At 60.1% G+C, this 14,376-nt stretch carries 16 protein-coding genes; 10 read left to right on the top strand and 6 right to left on the bottom strand.

What is annotated here, in order from left to right; translation table 11 throughout:
• Positions 1 to 16: 16 nt before the first annotated feature.
• Both IE091_RS07785 and IE091_RS07780 read left to right on the top strand, forming a co-directional pair.
• Complete coding sequence (locus IE091_RS07785) at positions 17 to 934, top strand: ornithine cyclodeaminase family protein (protein WP_198517601.1); 918 nt, start codon at positions 17 to 19, stop codon at positions 932 to 934.
• A gap of 29 nt (positions 935 to 963) precedes the next feature.
• Positions 964 to 1,584, top strand: coding sequence for a LysE family translocator (locus tag IE091_RS07780; RefSeq protein WP_016914392.1), 621 nt, complete (start codon positions 964 to 966; stop codon positions 1,582 to 1,584).
• Positions 1,585 to 1,756: 172 nt separating this feature from the next.
• Here the strand turns inward: IE091_RS07780 and IE091_RS07775 are convergent, their stop codons facing one another.
• Positions 1,757 to 1,909, bottom strand: a complete 153-nt coding sequence (locus IE091_RS07775) for a hypothetical protein (RefSeq protein WP_156808482.1) — start codon at positions 1,907 to 1,909, stop codon at positions 1,757 to 1,759.
• A 747-nt stretch (positions 1,910 to 2,656) separates the two neighbouring features.
• Between IE091_RS07775 and IE091_RS07770 the strand changes: the two genes are divergently transcribed.
• Positions 2,657 to 3,574 carry a metal ABC transporter solute-binding protein, Zn/Mn family gene (locus IE091_RS07770; protein ID WP_189463339.1) on the top strand — a complete coding sequence of 306 codons (918 nt, stop codon included), beginning with the start codon at positions 2,657 to 2,659 and terminating at the stop codon, positions 3,572 to 3,574.
• 3 nt (positions 3,575 to 3,577) lie between these two features.
• Here the strand turns inward: IE091_RS07770 and IE091_RS07765 are convergent, their stop codons facing one another.
• Positions 3,578 to 4,255: a phosphoglycolate phosphatase gene (locus tag IE091_RS07765; RefSeq protein ID WP_189463338.1), complete on the bottom strand. Its 678-nt coding sequence runs from the start codon at positions 4,253 to 4,255 to the stop codon at positions 3,578 to 3,580.
• A gap of 125 nt (positions 4,256 to 4,380) precedes the next feature.
• Between IE091_RS07765 and IE091_RS07760 the strand changes: the two genes are divergently transcribed.
• Positions 4,381 to 5,679, top strand: coding sequence for an NAD(P)/FAD-dependent oxidoreductase (locus tag IE091_RS07760; RefSeq protein WP_039180998.1), 1,299 nt, complete (start codon positions 4,381 to 4,383; stop codon positions 5,677 to 5,679).
• 13 nt (positions 5,680 to 5,692) lie between these two features.
• Here the strand turns inward: IE091_RS07760 and rpe are convergent, their stop codons facing one another.
• Positions 5,693 to 6,391, bottom strand: a complete 699-nt coding sequence (rpe, locus tag IE091_RS07755; protein ID WP_016914397.1) for a ribulose-phosphate 3-epimerase — start codon at positions 6,389 to 6,391, stop codon at positions 5,693 to 5,695.
• Positions 6,392 to 6,618: 227 nt separating this feature from the next.
• Between rpe and cysP the strand changes: the two genes are divergently transcribed.
• The 5 genes from cysP to IE091_RS07730 all read left to right on the top strand — a co-directional run bounded on the left by cysP (position 6,619) and on the right by IE091_RS07730 (position 11,204).
• On the top strand, positions 6,619 to 7,671 hold the full coding sequence (gene cysP / locus IE091_RS07750) for a thiosulfate ABC transporter substrate-binding protein CysP (protein WP_189463337.1): 1,053 nt from the start codon (positions 6,619 to 6,621) through the stop codon (positions 7,669 to 7,671).
• A gap of 9 nt (positions 7,672 to 7,680) precedes the next feature.
• Positions 7,681 to 8,535: a sulfate ABC transporter permease subunit CysT gene (gene cysT / locus IE091_RS07745; protein ID WP_081137609.1), complete on the top strand. Its 855-nt coding sequence runs from the start codon at positions 7,681 to 7,683 to the stop codon at positions 8,533 to 8,535.
• Complete coding sequence (gene cysW, locus IE091_RS07740; RefSeq protein ID WP_016914400.1) at positions 8,535 to 9,362, top strand: sulfate ABC transporter permease subunit CysW; 828 nt, start codon at positions 8,535 to 8,537, stop codon at positions 9,360 to 9,362. Before cysT ends, cysW begins: the two co-directional genes overlap by 1 nt.
• A complete protein-coding gene (locus tag IE091_RS07735) occupies positions 9,359 to 10,453 on the top strand; it encodes a sulfate/molybdate ABC transporter ATP-binding protein (RefSeq protein WP_039181007.1) in 1,095 nt (364 codons plus the stop codon). Before cysW ends, IE091_RS07735 begins: the two co-directional genes overlap by 4 nt.
• Positions 10,454 to 10,610: 157 nt before the next feature.
• Positions 10,611 to 11,204 (top strand): YajG family lipoprotein, encoded by a 594-nt coding sequence (locus IE091_RS07730; protein WP_189463336.1) that lies wholly within the window; start codon positions 10,611 to 10,613, stop codon positions 11,202 to 11,204.
• Positions 11,205 to 11,215: 11 nt separating this feature from the next.
• On the opposite strand, the gene IE091_RS07725 is transcribed toward IE091_RS07730, so the two are convergent.
• The 3 genes from IE091_RS07725 to IE091_RS07715 all read right to left on the bottom strand — a co-directional run bounded on the left by IE091_RS07725 (position 11,216) and on the right by IE091_RS07715 (position 12,943).
• The gene (locus IE091_RS07725) at positions 11,216 to 11,848 is read right to left on the bottom strand and encodes a thiopurine S-methyltransferase (RefSeq protein ID WP_189463335.1); all 633 of its coding nucleotides are present in this window, start codon (positions 11,846 to 11,848) and stop codon (positions 11,216 to 11,218) included.
• 46 nt (positions 11,849 to 11,894) lie between these two features.
• Positions 11,895 to 12,530, bottom strand: a complete 636-nt coding sequence (locus tag IE091_RS07720; RefSeq protein WP_189463334.1) for a TIGR04211 family SH3 domain-containing protein — start codon at positions 12,528 to 12,530, stop codon at positions 11,895 to 11,897.
• Between the two features lie 83 nt (positions 12,531 to 12,613).
• Positions 12,614 to 12,943 carry a DUF1820 family protein gene (locus IE091_RS07715; RefSeq protein ID WP_009100748.1) on the bottom strand — a complete coding sequence of 110 codons (330 nt, stop codon included), beginning with the start codon at positions 12,941 to 12,943 and terminating at the stop codon, positions 12,614 to 12,616.
• A gap of 208 nt (positions 12,944 to 13,151) precedes the next feature.
• On the opposite strand from IE091_RS07715, the gene IE091_RS07710 reads away from it, so the two are divergent.
• Entirely contained in the window at positions 13,152 to 14,375 is a 1,224-nt protein-coding gene (locus tag IE091_RS07710) for an ATP-grasp domain-containing protein (RefSeq protein WP_096922661.1), read from the top strand.
• The last annotated feature ends 1 nt before the right edge of the window (position 14,376 follow it).

Below are 14,376 nucleotides of genomic sequence, written 5' to 3'. Positions count from 1 at the left end.
CTCAGTCAGGAAACTCTTGGACTTTCAACTAGGCCTGATTCTCAGCGAGGAAGCATTCAGGCTGCACTCCTCAAATCAGGTACAGCAGCCGCTACGCACAATCATCCGTGGAAACGACAACGATCTGATGGGTGTTATGCCAGCCTATATCAAGTCCGGCCCCTACAAAGGCTTTGGCTTGAAATCGGTGGTGGTCAGGCTTGGGGCCAAGAAGCTTGGTCCGTCTCATACGGGGAGCGTCTTGATCTATGACGAGGCCGGGACATCCCCAGTCGTTGCGGTCGATGCAGGGGCGATCACCGAAATCCGCACGGCTGCAGCTTCGGCATACGCAACAGACCTACTTGCCGCGCCCAATGCAAGCCGCCTGGCCATTCTGGGTACAGGCCTACAGGCCCGCGCCCATCTCATGGCAATGCAGGCCGTCAGACCGGTCAAACAGCTTTCCATATGGGGGCGCACCGAAACAGCCCGGCAAGAGTTTGCCGCCTGGAGCCAGCGCTTCTGCAACTTCCCGATCTCAACCCACCCAACAGTAACCGAGGCAGTGCATGGCAGCGACATCATATGTACCACCACAGCCGCGCGCTCGCCTATTCTGAGCCGGGCCGCAGTGCCCGCACGCTGCCATATCAACGCCATTGGCTCTTCTGCTCTCGGTTTTCAAGAGTTGCACGAAGATGTGTATGAACACAGCGCCTTGTTCACGGACTGCAATCGTTCGGTACTTGCCTCAGCCGAGTGCGTGATCAAGGCTGTCCAGAAAGGCCTGTTGCCCTCGCAAAAGGTCGGCACAGAAATCGGTAACCTGCATGCCGGTCTCACACCACTGCATGAACAGCGCTTGAGCATCTTCAAGTCGGTTGGACTGGCGGTGCAGGACTTGGTTTTTTCCCGCGAGGCCATCAGACGGTGGCGCTCTACACGCTGTTGACAAAATAACCACTTCATCAGGACCGAGACATGCTCGATGTAACGCAAATATTTTCCTATTCGATGGCACTAGGGATTGCCGCTGCCATCCCCGGCCCTGGCTTGGCCGCTCTCGTCGCCCGTAGCGTCAGTGGCGGTACCTTGCCGGGTTTTTGCCTGCTGCTCGGCTTGATAGTTGGTGACCTGATCTATTTGTCTTTCGCGGTCTTTGGGCTGGCGATGGTCGTGGAACACTTCAACGCACTGTTCGAGGTGGTTCGCTGGGGGGCGGCATTGTATCTGTGCTACCTGGCCTGGCAGTTCTGGTTCACCAATCATCAAACGATAGAAGAGGGCAAGTCAGCGAAGAAACGGGAACTGTTGTCGGCGGCATTGTCTGGACTGACCATAACGCTGGGCAACCCGAAGACCATCGCTTTTTACCTGGCGATCCTTCCATTGGTCATCAACTTAGAGGCGGTCTCGTTACAAACTTGGGTAATGATGTTGGTGCCGCTAACCGTTCTGGTATTACTGAGCGTTGGCGCGCTGTTCATTGTGACGGCTGTGCGTATGCGGCACCTGCTGTCCAGCCCGCGCGCGCAGCAACATCTGTTCCGCGGGGCGGCAACGATCATGGTGGCGGCGGCAGCTTCTATGCTGCGTCGTTAAGATGGTATACATCGTGCTTGCGATGCATCGCTTTGCGAAAAGACTCCAAGCACATACCTGTTTCGAACATAGGTGCCAGTCATTGCGGATGCACGCTCGCCACCAACCTGATTGATCTCGGCACGCAGGTGCTTATTTCTAATCATTCTGAACACTGCAACACTTGATCTCTTTACAAACCATACAGGCTGCGCGCCACGGGTGCGATGGAGCACGCCTCGCCGTTTCGTGGCGGGTCACTGCCAAGGGTAATGACCGTGGTCGCCACATAGACCTCAATCAACGCCGATACCATGCTGCCGTCGTATTGGATGGCTGACGCCACGCAGGCCGCCATGATTGATACCGACGAGTCGCGCAATATACACCGGACTATAAGCAAATTTCCTGCCCCCCTGCGCAAGGTAGCAGCGGTGCTGCTGAGCATCCGGGACAGGCGCTTAACCTGGCAGCGTTCAGAGGGGAGGAGTTGCTACACCAGCGCGGTGTCGCGTTCCAGTGTCGCAAAGCACAGCAACGCGAACTGCCGACGGGAGAGCAATATGCGCTGCCAGATGGGTTCAGCAGACTCCGGCGGCAGCGAGAGATCACCAGCACAGGCACTGACGGTTCCGACTGCGCCATTGTTCCACTTACTCCGTGACACTCATAAAGCTATTCTGCTCAGGGTGATAACCCAACCCAAGGCCTCCTTGCAGAGGCAATCAGCGACTAATGCAGTAACGCCTTGGTTCGTTTTTACACAAGAGGGCGTTCTTCAGTTTCGGACTTGAACACAATGGCCATTGGCGTCAAGCGTAGGGATAAAGAAGCACTGGTCACTATGCAGTGTCAGAGGTGTTTGAAACGCCTGGGACCTGTCAACAACACGTTCGCAAAGGCCAGGAGCAGAGCGCCAAATTCGCGTTATCGTTTTTTATACAGCAAAGAGGTTAAATCAGAGTGAGGTAATCATTCGACGAATAGGCGGGGCATCGTTCATCGACTACCCTGCATAGGAAGTGGCCGACACTGGCAACACTGCCCAACACTCTTTATGATCTGCTGTTTTTTTACGGGTTAGGAGCGTGACATGGATAGGCGATTCCCAGGGACGATCACGCTGTTACTCTTGGCACTGCTTGCAGCCCCTCCCGCCTTCGCGACCGCCACCATCAACGTGATTGCATCGTTCTCGATCATCGAGGACCTGGTGAAACGCGTGGCAGGTAGCGACGTGCGCATCGTGACCATCGTGCCGCCCGGCGAGGATGTTCACCGCTGGGAGTTGACGCCTCCCAACGTGCTGGCACTGGAAGAGGCCGATATCGTGTTCTACAACGGCTATGAGCTGGAGCCTTGGCTGCGCCATGTACAGGCCATGGCAGATGACACGCTAACCTTGACCGCCCTGGCGGACAACGCGGCCATGTCACCGCTGACCATTCCCATGGGCCAGTACAAGGGCAACCCCGACCCGCATATGTGGATGGACCCCAAGGGCGCTGCCGCCTACCTTGATGTGATTGCCGAAACGCTGAGTGAGCACTACCCGCACAAGGCCGACGCCTTCCAGCAACGCGCCGCTGAAGCCAGGGAAGCCTTACTGGCCCTGGACCAGCAGGTACGAGAGCGGCTGCAGGGCATCCCGCAGACCAACCGCACCCTCATCACCAGCGAGGCCTCGATGGGCTACTTTGCACGCGCTTACGAGTTCGAGTACAGCGCCATTTGGGGCATCAATAGCGAAACCCAGGGCAGCGCATCGGCCATGGAGGCGATGAGCATACAGCTCGCCGAGCAGCGCCCTCCCGCGCTCTTTTATGAAAGCACGGTGCCCGACATTCACATGGACGCCTTGGCGAGAGAGTCAGGCCTGGCCCTGGCAGGCCCGCTCTACACCGATACGCTCAGCGAGGCCGATGGCCCTGCCTACAATTACCCTGCCCTGCTGCTGCATAACGCCGAGCTGCTTCACGAGGCGCTGGGGGGCGCCCGCGCCGATCACTGACGCCTAAGCGTCAGAGTCGATCAGCTCAGCCAAGGACTCGATCAGCACCTCCGGCTGGCTCTGTTCGATAGGGTCGCCGTGATTGTAGCCGTAAGGCAGCGCCACCGTGGCAAAACCCGCTGCCTTGCCCGCCTCGATATCGTGGCGTGAGTCTCCGACCATCACGCAGGCACTCGGCGCAACGTCCAACAAACGTGCGATATGTAGCAGCGGCGCGGGGCTAGGCTTTTTCTCAGGCAGCGAATCGCCACCCACGCAGTGGGCAAATAGCGCCAGCAGTTCGAAATGCTCCAGAATGGGCGCAATGAAGCGTTCGGGCTTGTTGGTAATGAGTGCCAGCGTGAAGCCTGCGTCATGCAGCTGCTGCAGCGCTTGCGCCACGTGCGGGTACAGCACGGTGCGTGCGTTGGGCGCCGCCGCATAATGGCGCATGAACGCCGCCAGCGCAGCCTCGACAAGCCCCGGCTCCGGCGCTGACGAAGTCGCCCAACTGAGTGCGCGCTCCACCAACACCTGTGCACCGTTGCCTACCCAGTGGCGCACCTGCTGCTCATCCGGCAGCGGCAGCGCCATCTCCCGCATGGATTGCTGTACGGCTACGGCCAGATCAGGCACGGAATCGATCAAGGTGCCATCGAGGTCGAAGGCGATCAGTTGCTTCTGCTGCAGAATGGTATGCACACGGGCTCCCTGGTCATGGCACTGGACGACATAATCACGATTAATTTTATCACCTTATCGGCCTGCGATTACCCATACCGCGTGGAAGCTTCTATGCTGAGGCTATATTAGCCAAGGAGAGAGTAATGGCCACTCCCCGAATCGTGATTGTGGGCGGCGGCGCCGGAGGCCTGGCCCTCGCCACCAAGCTGGGGCACACGCTGGGCAAGAAAAAACGCGCCGAGATCGTGCTGCTGGACCGTAACGCCACCCATGTCTGGAAACCGCTGCTCCATGAGCTGGCTACCGGCGTGTTGAACTCCAGCATGGACGAAGTGGACTATCGTGGCCACTCCACCGCCCATCACTACCGCTACCAGCGGGGCTCATTGAGCGGGCTGGATCGTGAACAGAAGGTGATTCACCTGGCGGCCATCGTCGATGAAGAGGGCGAAGAAGTGCTGCCCGCTCGGCAGATCACCTATGACTACCTGGTGCTGGCACTGGGCAGCGTTTCCAACGACTTTGGCACTCAGGGCGTGGCCGAGCATTGCCACTTCATCGATTCGCCCCAGCAGGCCAAGGCGTTCCAGCGGGACATGATCAACACCTTCCTGCGTTACACCGACCCATCGCTGCGCCAACATACCCAGCTCACCATCGGTATCGTCGGTGGTGGCGCCACAGGGGTAGAGCTGTCGGCGGAGCTGCTGGATGCCTCACGTCTGTTGAACGCCTACGGGGTGACGGCGGTGGACCACCAATCCATCAGCGTACACTTGATCGAGGCCGCGCCGCGCCTGCTGCCAGGTTTGTCCGAACGCATCAGCGGCACTGTACAGCAGGAGCTGGAAAGCCTTGGCGTCACCGTGCACGTCAACACGGCCATTCAGGAGGCGAAGGAGTATCATCTGGTCACCAATGATGGCGAAGTCATCGATACCGACCTGAACGTCTGGGCCGCGGGCATCAAGGCGCCCGAGTTCCTCAGCGAGCTGGGGCTCACTACCAACAAGCGCCATCAGGTCGCCGTGCACCAAACCCTGCAAAGCGTCGATGACCCTGCCATTTTTGCCCTGGGCGACTGCGCCAGCTGCCCACAAGGCGAGGATGCCACCGTGCCGCCCCGCGCCCAGGCCGCCCATCAGCAAGCCAAGGTACTGGCGAAGAACCTGATCAACTGCCTGGAACAGAAACCCCTGGCCGCGTTTCACTACCGTGACCACGGCTCACTGGTATCGCTGGCACGCTACGATGCGGTGGGCAACCTGATGCGCAGCTCCGCTTCTCGCGGGCTGTTTCTGGAGGGCTGGCTGGCGCGCCAGGCGTATGCTTCCTTGTATCGTATGCATCAGCTGTCGATACATGGCGCGCCAAAGACGGGTCTTGCCTGGCTGGTAGACAAACTGAACCGCTACCTCAAGCCACGCATGAAGCTGCATTGAGCGCCCGCCTCGATCAGCGGACGCTGGCCAGCGCAGCTCGCATCTGCTGAATGACGCTATCGTATCCGTGGGGGTCGCTGGCCTGGTGCGCATTGAAAATGGCCGAGCCAGCCACGAACGTATCGGCACCGGCAGCGGCAATCTCGGCGATGTTATCCACCTTGACGCCCCCATCGATCTCCAGGCGGATTGGCAAGCCCGAAGCATCGATCCTTGCCCGCGCCTCGCGCAGCTTGTCGAGGGTCGTCGGGATGAACGATTGCCCACCAAAGCCCGGGTTGACGCTCATCAGCAGCACCATATCCACTTTGTCCATCACGTAATCGAGATAGCTAAGCGGCGTTGCCGGGTTGAAAACCAGCCCGGCCTTGCAGCCGCCATCGCGGATCAGCTGCAAAGAGCGATCGATATGCTCGGAGGCTTCGGGGTGAAAGGTGATGTAGCTCGCACCCGCGTCGATGAAATCACTGATCATGCGATCCACCGGCTTGACCATCAGATGCACATCGATGGGCGCGGTCACGCCGTGCTGGCGCAGCGCCTTGCAGACCATTGGGCCAATGGTCAGGTTGGGCACGTAGTGGTTGTCCATGACATCGAAGTGCACCACGTCCGCACCGGCGGCCAGAACGTTGTCTACCTCTTCCCCCAAACGGGCGAAGTTGGCCGACAAAATGGAAGGGGCAATCAAGAAATCCTGGGCAGTGCTCATCATGGGGTCCTTAGCGCGGATTAACGGTATTGCGCTATCTTACCAGAGCGCTGCGCCCAGCCCCACGCAAGGATGATGCCCTTGAGCGGTATGAAAGGCATGCGTCATTGCCTAACCTTCCTCATATATTCACAAATAGAATATAAAACACAATTGTAATTCCACAATGACAGGTTTAACCTTAGCACCATCGCGACTATGTCGCCCCCTGCTATCAGGAGCCTGCCATGACACGCCATACTCTACTTCGCACCAGCCTGCTTCGTAATGGACTGCGCCGCAGCCTGCTCGCCGCTGCCGTCGGCACCGCCATTGCCGGCATGACGCTCTCCACCAGCGCCGTGGCCCAGGAGCGTGAGCTGCTCAACTCTTCCTACGATATCGCCCGTGAGCTTTTTTCGGCCATCAACCCTGAGTTCCAAGCCTGGTGGCAGGAAGAGCACGGCGAAGAGATCGGCATCAGCCAGTCTCACGGCGGCTCCTCGGCTCAGGCACGGGCCATTCTGCAGGGTCTGCGCGCCGATGTAGTGACCTATAATCAAGTCACCGACGTTCAAGCGCTGGCGGATGCAGGCCTGGTCGCGGAAGATTGGCAGCAGGCGTTCGACAACAATGCGTCACCCTACTATTCCACCACCGCGTTCCTGGTGCGCAAGGGCAACCCCAAGGGCATCGAGAGCTGGGACGACCTGGTACAGGAAGACGTCCGCATGGTCTTCCCGAACCCGAAAACCTCCGGCAATGGCCGCTACACCTATTTGGCCGCCTGGGGCTTCGCCGATCAGGCTTTCGACGGTGACGACGAGCAGATTCAGGACTTCATGCGCACCTTCCTGCGCAACGTCGCGGTATTTGACACCGGCGGTCGTGGTGCCACTACCAGCTTCATCGAACGCGGCATTGGCGATGTGCTGATCAGCTTCGAGTCCGAAGTCAACAATATCCGCACCGAATACGGCAGCGACGATTATGAAGTGATCGTGCCGCCGGTCAGCATCCTGGCCGAATTCCCGGTCGCCGTGGTCGGCCCCAACGCCGAGCGCAACGGCAACAGCGATCTGGCACAGAGCTACCTCGAGTACCTCTACAGCGAAGAGGCTCAGCGCCTGCTGGCGGGCTTCAACTACCGTGTGCATAACGAGACCGTGGTGGCCGAGTTTGCCGACCAGTTCCCCGAGACCGAACTGCTTCAGGTCGAAGACGTGTTTGGTAGCTGGGAAGAAGCCATGGAAGCCCATTTCGAAGGCGGCGCACTGCTCGATCAACTGCAACGTCGCTAACGGAGCCCCATGAGCCAACTTGCATTCTGGCGATCCGGCAGCACACGCGTGCTGCCGGGTTTTGGCCTTTCCATGGGTATCAGCGTGCTGTTTATCTCGCTGGTACTGCTGCTGCCCATCACCGGGTTGTTTGGCCAACTGGCGGGGCTCAGCCTCAGCCAGTACTGGGCCATCATCACCGATGGCCGCGTGGTGGCCAGCTACACCGTGACCATTGGCGCTGCCGCCGTGGCCGCGCTGGTCAACGCCGTTTTCGGGCTGCTGCTGGCCTGGGTGCTGGTGCGCTACGAGTTCCCCGGCAAGCGTCTGCTGGATGCGCTGATGGACCTGCCCTTCGCCCTTCCCACGGCGGTGGCGGGCATCACCTTGGCCACCCTGTATGCCGGCAATGGCTGGATGGGCCGCCTGCTCGAACCGTTAGGCTTTCAAGTCGCCTATACCTGGGTCGGCATTGCCCTGGCCATGGCTTTTACCAGTATTCCTTTCGTGGTGCGCACCGTGCAGCCGGTACTCGAAGACCTGCCCGCCGAGATCGATGAAGCCGCCATGTCGCTGGGTGCTACCGACAGCGTAGCATTTCGCCGGGTGATCATGCCCCACCTGTGGCCAGCGCTGGTCACCGGTACGGGGCTGGCGTTCGTGCGCTCTCTGGGCGAGTTCGGGGCGATCATCTTCATCGCGGGCAACATGCCCTACGAAACGGAGATCACGGCATTGATGATCTTCGTTCGGCTTCAGGAGTACGACTACGCAGGCGCTTCGGCCATCGCCTCGGTGGTCCTCTTCGTGTCGCTGGCACTGCTGCTGGTCATCAACATCTGGCAGGGGCGCTTCGTGCGCCGCTTGCATGGAGGAAAAGGCTAATGCATCGCGTAGGGGATGCGCCGCTGGTGCGGCGCGTACTGATCGTCAGCGCCCTGCTGCTGTCGGCGCTGTTTCTGCTGCTGCCGCTGGTCGCCATTTTTGCTCAGGCCTTTTCTCAGGGCGTGGCGGTGTTCTGGGCCAACGTGACCAATACCTTCACCCTGCACGCCATCGGCCTGACGCTGGTCATCGCGCTGATGACCATTCCGGTCTGCCTGGTCTTTGGCGTCGCGCTGGCCTGGCTGGTGACCCGCTTCAGCTTCCCCGGCCGCCGCATTCTGCAAACCCTGATCGACATACCCTTTGCCGTTTCGCCCGTCGTGGCCGGTTTGATCTACCTGCTGCTCTACGGCCGCAATGGCTGGATCGGCAGCTGGCTGGATACCCATGACATTCAGCTCATGTTTGCCTGGCCCGGCATTCTGATGGTCACCATCTTCGTCACCTGCCCCTTCGTCGCTCGGGAACTGATTCCATTGATGCAGGCCCAGGGCTCCCGCGAAGAAGAAGCCGCCGTGACCCTAGGCGCCTCAGGCTGGACCACGTTCTGGCGCGTGACGCTCCCCAACATCCGTTGGGCACTGCTGTACGGCATCATCCTCACCAACGCTCGCGCGGTAGGTGAATTCGGCGCGGTCTCCGTGGTCTCAGGGGCTATTCGCGGGCAGACCAATACGCTGCCCTTGCACCTCGAACAGCTCTATCAGGATTACAACGCCGTGGGGGCATTTGCCAGCGCGGCCTTGCTGGCGCTGATTGCCCTGTTAACCCTTGCGGCCAAGGCAGGCCTGGAATGGCGCGCATCGCGCCGGGAGGCACTCGTATGAGTATTCGCTTAGAGAATATTGCCAAGCATTTTGCCAATACCCAGGCCCTCGAACCCATCGACCTGGACATTCATGAGGGCGAGCTGGTCGGCTTGCTGGGCCCCTCCGGGTCGGGCAAGACGACCCTGCTGCGTATCATTGCAGGTCTGGAGAGCGCTGACCGCACGCCAACGCCCGGTAAAATTCTGTTTGGCGATCGCGATGTCACCCATGTGCACGTGCGTGACCGGCGCATCGGTTTTGTGTTTCAGCACTATGCGCTGTTTCGCCATATGAGCGTCTACGACAACGTGGCCTTTGGCCTGACCGTGATGCCGCGCAAGCGTCGCCCCTCCAGCGGCGAGATTCGTGCACGAGTATTTCGGCTGCTGGAAATGGTTCAGCTCCAGCATTTGGCCAACCGCCTGCCTGCGCAGCTCTCGGGCGGCCAGCAGCAGCGTGTGTCGCTGGCCAGGGCACTGGCCGTAGAACCCGACGTGCTGCTGCTGGACGAGCCCTTCGGCGCGCTGGACGCCAAGGTACGTCAGGACCTTCGCCGCTGGCTGCGTCGCCTTCATGATGAGCTGAACTTCACCAGCGTATTCGTGACCCACGACCAGGAAGAGGCGCTGGAGCTTTCGGATCGCGTCGTGGTGATGAGCAACGGCCGTATCGAACAGATCGACACGCCGGAAACCCTCTACCGCTCGCCGAAGAACCGCTTTGTGTTCGAATTCCTCGGTGACGTGAACCACCTGGAGGGCAGCGTGCAGCAAGGTGTGCTGACCTGCGGAGATGCGCGCCTGCAGGTAGACCTGCCAGACGGTGACGAAGAGCTGCTGTTGCGCCCCCACGAAGTGCGCCTGGCGGAAGCACCCAGCCCGGAAAGCCACCTGCCTGTCACGGTCACCGCGCTTTCCCCTGTGGGGGCCGAAGTACGGGTCGAGCTGGAGGCGGACTGGCTTGCCAAGCCCTGGCTGGCCACCGTGCGTCATGCCGACTTCGAACGGCTGAACCTGCAGCGCGGCCAGCGGCTGTTTGCGCATCCGCGCCAGTGGCATCGCTTCAAGGAAGACACCGCACCCCAGCCGCAGCCTAGCCGGGTCACGTAAGCCGCTGGCCTCGCCTGTCGCAGCAGGGCTATACTGTACCGACCCTGGACAGCAATGCCTTGTTACGACAGGCTTTTACTATCCAGGCAAGTGACTACCCAATCAGGTTACTATCCAAGCAAGTTACGCCCCAAACAAGTAGAGTGTGGAGAGTTGTATGCGTCGGCGTCATTTTTTACGTATTTCCGGTGCGCTGTTGGCCACCGCCCTGCTGGCCGGCTGCGCCAGCCCCCAGTTCCTGCAGCTGAACCCTTCCCGCACGGCCAACGTGTCGCAGGTAGGCTCCGGGCAGCAGGTGACCGTGGTGGCCGTGGATGCCCGCCCCAGTGAAGTCATTGGCACACGGGCAGGCGGCAGCATGTCGACGGCGCAAATCACCGTCAACCGACATGAATTGATTCCGAAACTTCAGGCCGAAGCAGAGCGTGCGGTGCGCGACATGGGCTTCAACCCCACCCGGGAAACCGCCCAGGGCCGCCCCACTCTGACGCTGGAACTCGCCAGCCTGGCCTACCTGCGGGGCGATAGCGGCCAGCCGCTCATCGACGAGGCCCGTATCGAGGGTGTCTTCCGCGCCATTGCGCAGCATCAGGGCACGACCTACACCGGCACCTATACCTCACGCCGTACGCAGGGCTACGCCATCAAACCTGGTGAAGACAGCAATACCCGCATGCTGAACGACCTGTTGAGCGATGGTTTGAACCGCGCCTTCAGCGACCCGGAACTGGGCCGCCTGCTGGCGCGCTGACCTGGGTCAATTCACACGCGAGGGCCGCGCCGCTCCAATGCCCAAAGGCTCTCGCGACGGCCACGCTCATCGGCGGGCTCCGTAGAGAGCCGATCAACGCGAAAATTGGGCGCCAGCAGGCGCTCTATTTCGTGATCGGGCACGTTGAAGGGCGGCCCTGCTTCGCCTTCCTGATGGGTAAGCGCGACGAGCAAACCCTTGGCACCAGGCGGTATCAGCTGTGCCAGGTGGAACGCATAGCGCTCCCGAGTGGCGGGTGGCAGGGCAATCAACGCCGCCCGGTCATAGAAGGCCCCGACTTCGGCAGCCTGTTTGATATGCAGATGAAAGAAGTCCCCGCACCAAAGCTCGACACTCCCCTGACGAAACACCTCGAAACCTGACTGGCGGTAGCGTGAAACGCCATCTTCCCGCTGGGCCAGAAACTGCTCGATGGCTTCTGGGGCCAGCTCGACGCCCAGCACCGGATGACCCTGCTCGGCCAGCCAGCGCATGTCCAGGCTCTTGCCGCACAGCGGCACCAAGACCTTGGCGCCCTCCTCCACCCCCAGCTCGGGCCAGTATTGCGGCAGCGCGGCGTGCGTTGCCGCCAAATGAAAGCCAATGCGCCCTTCCTGCCAGCGCAACCGCCAGGGGTTGTCCATGGTACTTACCTCGTCAGGCCGTGATGGGTGATGACCAGCAAGACGCTTAGAACCAGCGGTCACGTTTCTTGCGGCGACGCGGCAGGTGCGGCACGACCAGCCCCACCAGCAGGCCTGCACCGGCCACACCCCCGCCGTACATGAAGTAGCGCATCAACAGGTCCTCTTCCTGGGTATCCAGGCGGGCCTGCAGCGCACGCACCTGGCGGCGAGCCTGCTCGGATTGGGCGTCCAGTTCGTGATTACGCGCTTCCAGCTCGGCAATGCGCTGCTCACGGACATCCAGGGTTTCCGTCATCGAAGAGACCCGCTGCTCCCAGGTATCGTTGATGCCGTCAAGCTCCTGGGTCAGCTCTTCCACCTGCGCCTGAAGCTCAGGCAACTGCTGACGAGCACTGGGCGTTTGCTGCAGTTCGCTGCTCAGCACCCACACGGTATCGCCGCTGTTGCTGCGCACTCGGGTGTAGTTCCCGCTGGTTTCCAGTACGTCTACCTGCTCACCCGCATTCAGCGTTCCCACAATGCGATAGCCATCCGTGGGCCCACTGCGCACATAGGTGCTCAGCTCGTCACTGACCCAGGCTTGGCTATCGGATTGAGCAAACGCTGAATGGCCACTGGCACTCAACAGCACGCCCATGGCGGCGGCGTAACAATTCCTGCGAAATTTCTTTACTTGCATGACGTCATGTCCTGATCATAAAAACGCAGCTGACCGACGAAGCCAGCCTGCGTATCGCTATAGCGTTGCGCGTTCTTGGGCGCTTACCCTTCCCCCCTGGGCGGTAACGGGAAGGGACGAGGAAACTCTGCGACGCGAGCATCACTTTTCACTGCCTTCAAGGGGCCTTCACGCTCTACTTCGTCAATGCGCACAATGGCATTGAGCGGCAGGTAGCTGCGCTTGACGCCTTCGAAGGTACGCTGCAGTTTTTCCGCTCCTGGATCCACCACGACTCGCGACGCATCGTCAAAGACAAACTCCTCGACTTCAATAAAGCCCCAGAGTTCGCTCTGAAAGATCTCTCTTACGTATAAATCCCAAATTTCACCCTGCTGGTGAACCACCACACGGTAGATCGGCTTGGCCGCCATCTTGGCCTGTTCCTCTTGACGCTTGAACGTATCCAACAACGGGGTAGCCTACCACACTCACAGGGCAGCCCCTTAGCAGACATCATCAATGCCCACTAATTCCCTCCCGCCCTTCAGTGGGTGCTAATTAGCCCCGGGTCGCTTGGGTCGTGTATGGTGAGGTGAGTGGTTGGCACGATCATTCATCTACCCAACAGGAGTCACCACCATGCAGAAGGATCCCAACAAGGGCTATATCGCCCTCCTCGGCTGGAGCCTCAATGCAATCGAAGCGGCCGAGCAATTCGACCGGCGCTACATCGTGGTTGCCCCCGACTGGGCAGAAGAGCACTGCCAGAAACACGGCATCCCCTACGTTCCCTGGAACTTCGAGCGCCTCAACGATCGCTCCATGGAGATTGCCGAAACCCTCAAGGAAAAAGGCGTGGATGTCGCCATCCCGCTGTTCGAGGAGACCGTCGAGTGGGCCGGTGCCATCAACTCCGTGCTGCTCGACAACCCCCGTCTTTACGGCCAGTCCCTGCTCCTGCGTGACAAGGCGCTGATGAAGCGGCGAGCCCAACTGGGCGGGATCCGCGTGGGCATTTTCGAAGAGGCCCACGACAGAGACGATGTCATCCGTTTTCTGAAGCGGGTCAACCAGACCCTGCTCAAGCTGGACGGCGACCCCAACGATCCAATCCACCTGAAGGCCTTCGACAAGGCGGGCTGCCTGGGGCACCGCGTCATCCGCACCCCGGACGAGGTGGATACCATTCCGGACGAAGAGTTTCCCGTGCTGATGGAGTCGCACCTCGATGGCTGGGAATTTGCCGTGGAAGCGTGGATTCACGATGGCAAAATCGCCTTCCTGAACATTTCGGAATACGTCACGCTGGGCTATTCGGTGTTCGTTCCCGCCTCGCCGGAGCTCGAGCAGTATCGTCAGCAGATCACCGCCCAGATCGAAAAACTGATCAAGGCCTTCGATATCGAATTTGGCCTGATCCATCCAGAGTATTTCGTCACCAGCGATGGCGAGATGTACTTTGGTGAAGTCGCCTATCGTCCGCCAGGGTTCAAGGTGTTCGAACTCCTTGAGCGCGTCTATGGTTTCAACGCCTATCAAGCGTCGATGCTGGTCTTCGACCCCAAAGCCACGGCAGAAGAAGTGGCCGAGTTCTTTCCCAAGGAGATCGTCGATGCCAACGGGTTTGCGGGCTGCTTTGGCGTCTATCCACGCCGCCGCGTGGTCAGCCGCCTGGAGATACCCGAAGAGACCGAAGATCATGACTACTTCGAGTCCCATGAGCTGACCCCACCCGTCGAAGAGACCGTCACCAAGCGCACCGCGTTTGGCACCCACTGGGGGCTGGTCTATTTCAAGGGTGACGATGCTCATACGCTTCGCGACCTGCTCAAACGCCAGGAAGCACTCGACTTCTATGTTTAAC

Source organism: Vreelandella hamiltonii, assembly GCF_014651775.1.
In the GTDB taxonomy this organism is placed as follows: Bacteria; Pseudomonadota; Gammaproteobacteria; order Pseudomonadales; family Halomonadaceae; genus Vreelandella; species Vreelandella hamiltonii.
This window is presented reverse-complemented; position numbering and strand designations above follow the sequence as displayed.

Bases quoted from the DNA above. Each gene is read 5' to 3' on its own strand.
- IE091_RS07770 (WP_189463339.1), top strand. From the start codon at position 2,657: ATGGATAGGCGATTCCCAGGGACGATCACGCTGTTACTCTTGGCACTG.
- IE091_RS07725 (WP_189463335.1), bottom strand. From the start codon at position 11,848: ATGGACAACCCCTGGCGGTTGCGCTGGCAGGAAGGGCGCATTGGCTTT.
- IE091_RS07780 (WP_016914392.1), top strand. From the start codon at position 964: ATGCTCGATGTAACGCAAATATTTTCCTATTCGATGGCACTAGGGATT.
- cysW (WP_016914400.1), top strand. From the start codon at position 8,535: ATGCATCGCGTAGGGGATGCGCCGCTGGTGCGGCGCGTACTGATCGTC.
- IE091_RS07730 (WP_189463336.1), top strand. From the start codon at position 10,611: ATGCGTCGGCGTCATTTTTTACGTATTTCCGGTGCGCTGTTGGCCACC.
- IE091_RS07720 (WP_189463334.1), bottom strand. From the start codon at position 12,530: ATGCAAGTAAAGAAATTTCGCAGGAATTGTTACGCCGCCGCCATGGGC.
- IE091_RS07735 (WP_039181007.1), top strand. From the start codon at position 9,359: ATGAGTATTCGCTTAGAGAATATTGCCAAGCATTTTGCCAATACCCAG.
- rpe (WP_016914397.1), bottom strand. From the start codon at position 6,391: ATGAGCACTGCCCAGGATTTCTTGATTGCCCCTTCCATTTTGTCGGCC.
- IE091_RS07715 (WP_009100748.1), bottom strand. From the start codon at position 12,943: ATGGCGGCCAAGCCGATCTACCGTGTGGTGGTTCACCAGCAGGGTGAA.
- IE091_RS07760 (WP_039180998.1), top strand. From the start codon at position 4,381: ATGGCCACTCCCCGAATCGTGATTGTGGGCGGCGGCGCCGGAGGCCTG.
- cysT (WP_081137609.1), top strand. From the start codon at position 7,681: ATGAGCCAACTTGCATTCTGGCGATCCGGCAGCACACGCGTGCTGCCG.
- cysP (WP_189463337.1), top strand. From the start codon at position 6,619: ATGACACGCCATACTCTACTTCGCACCAGCCTGCTTCGTAATGGACTG.
- IE091_RS07710 (WP_096922661.1), top strand. From the start codon at position 13,152: ATGCAGAAGGATCCCAACAAGGGCTATATCGCCCTCCTCGGCTGGAGC.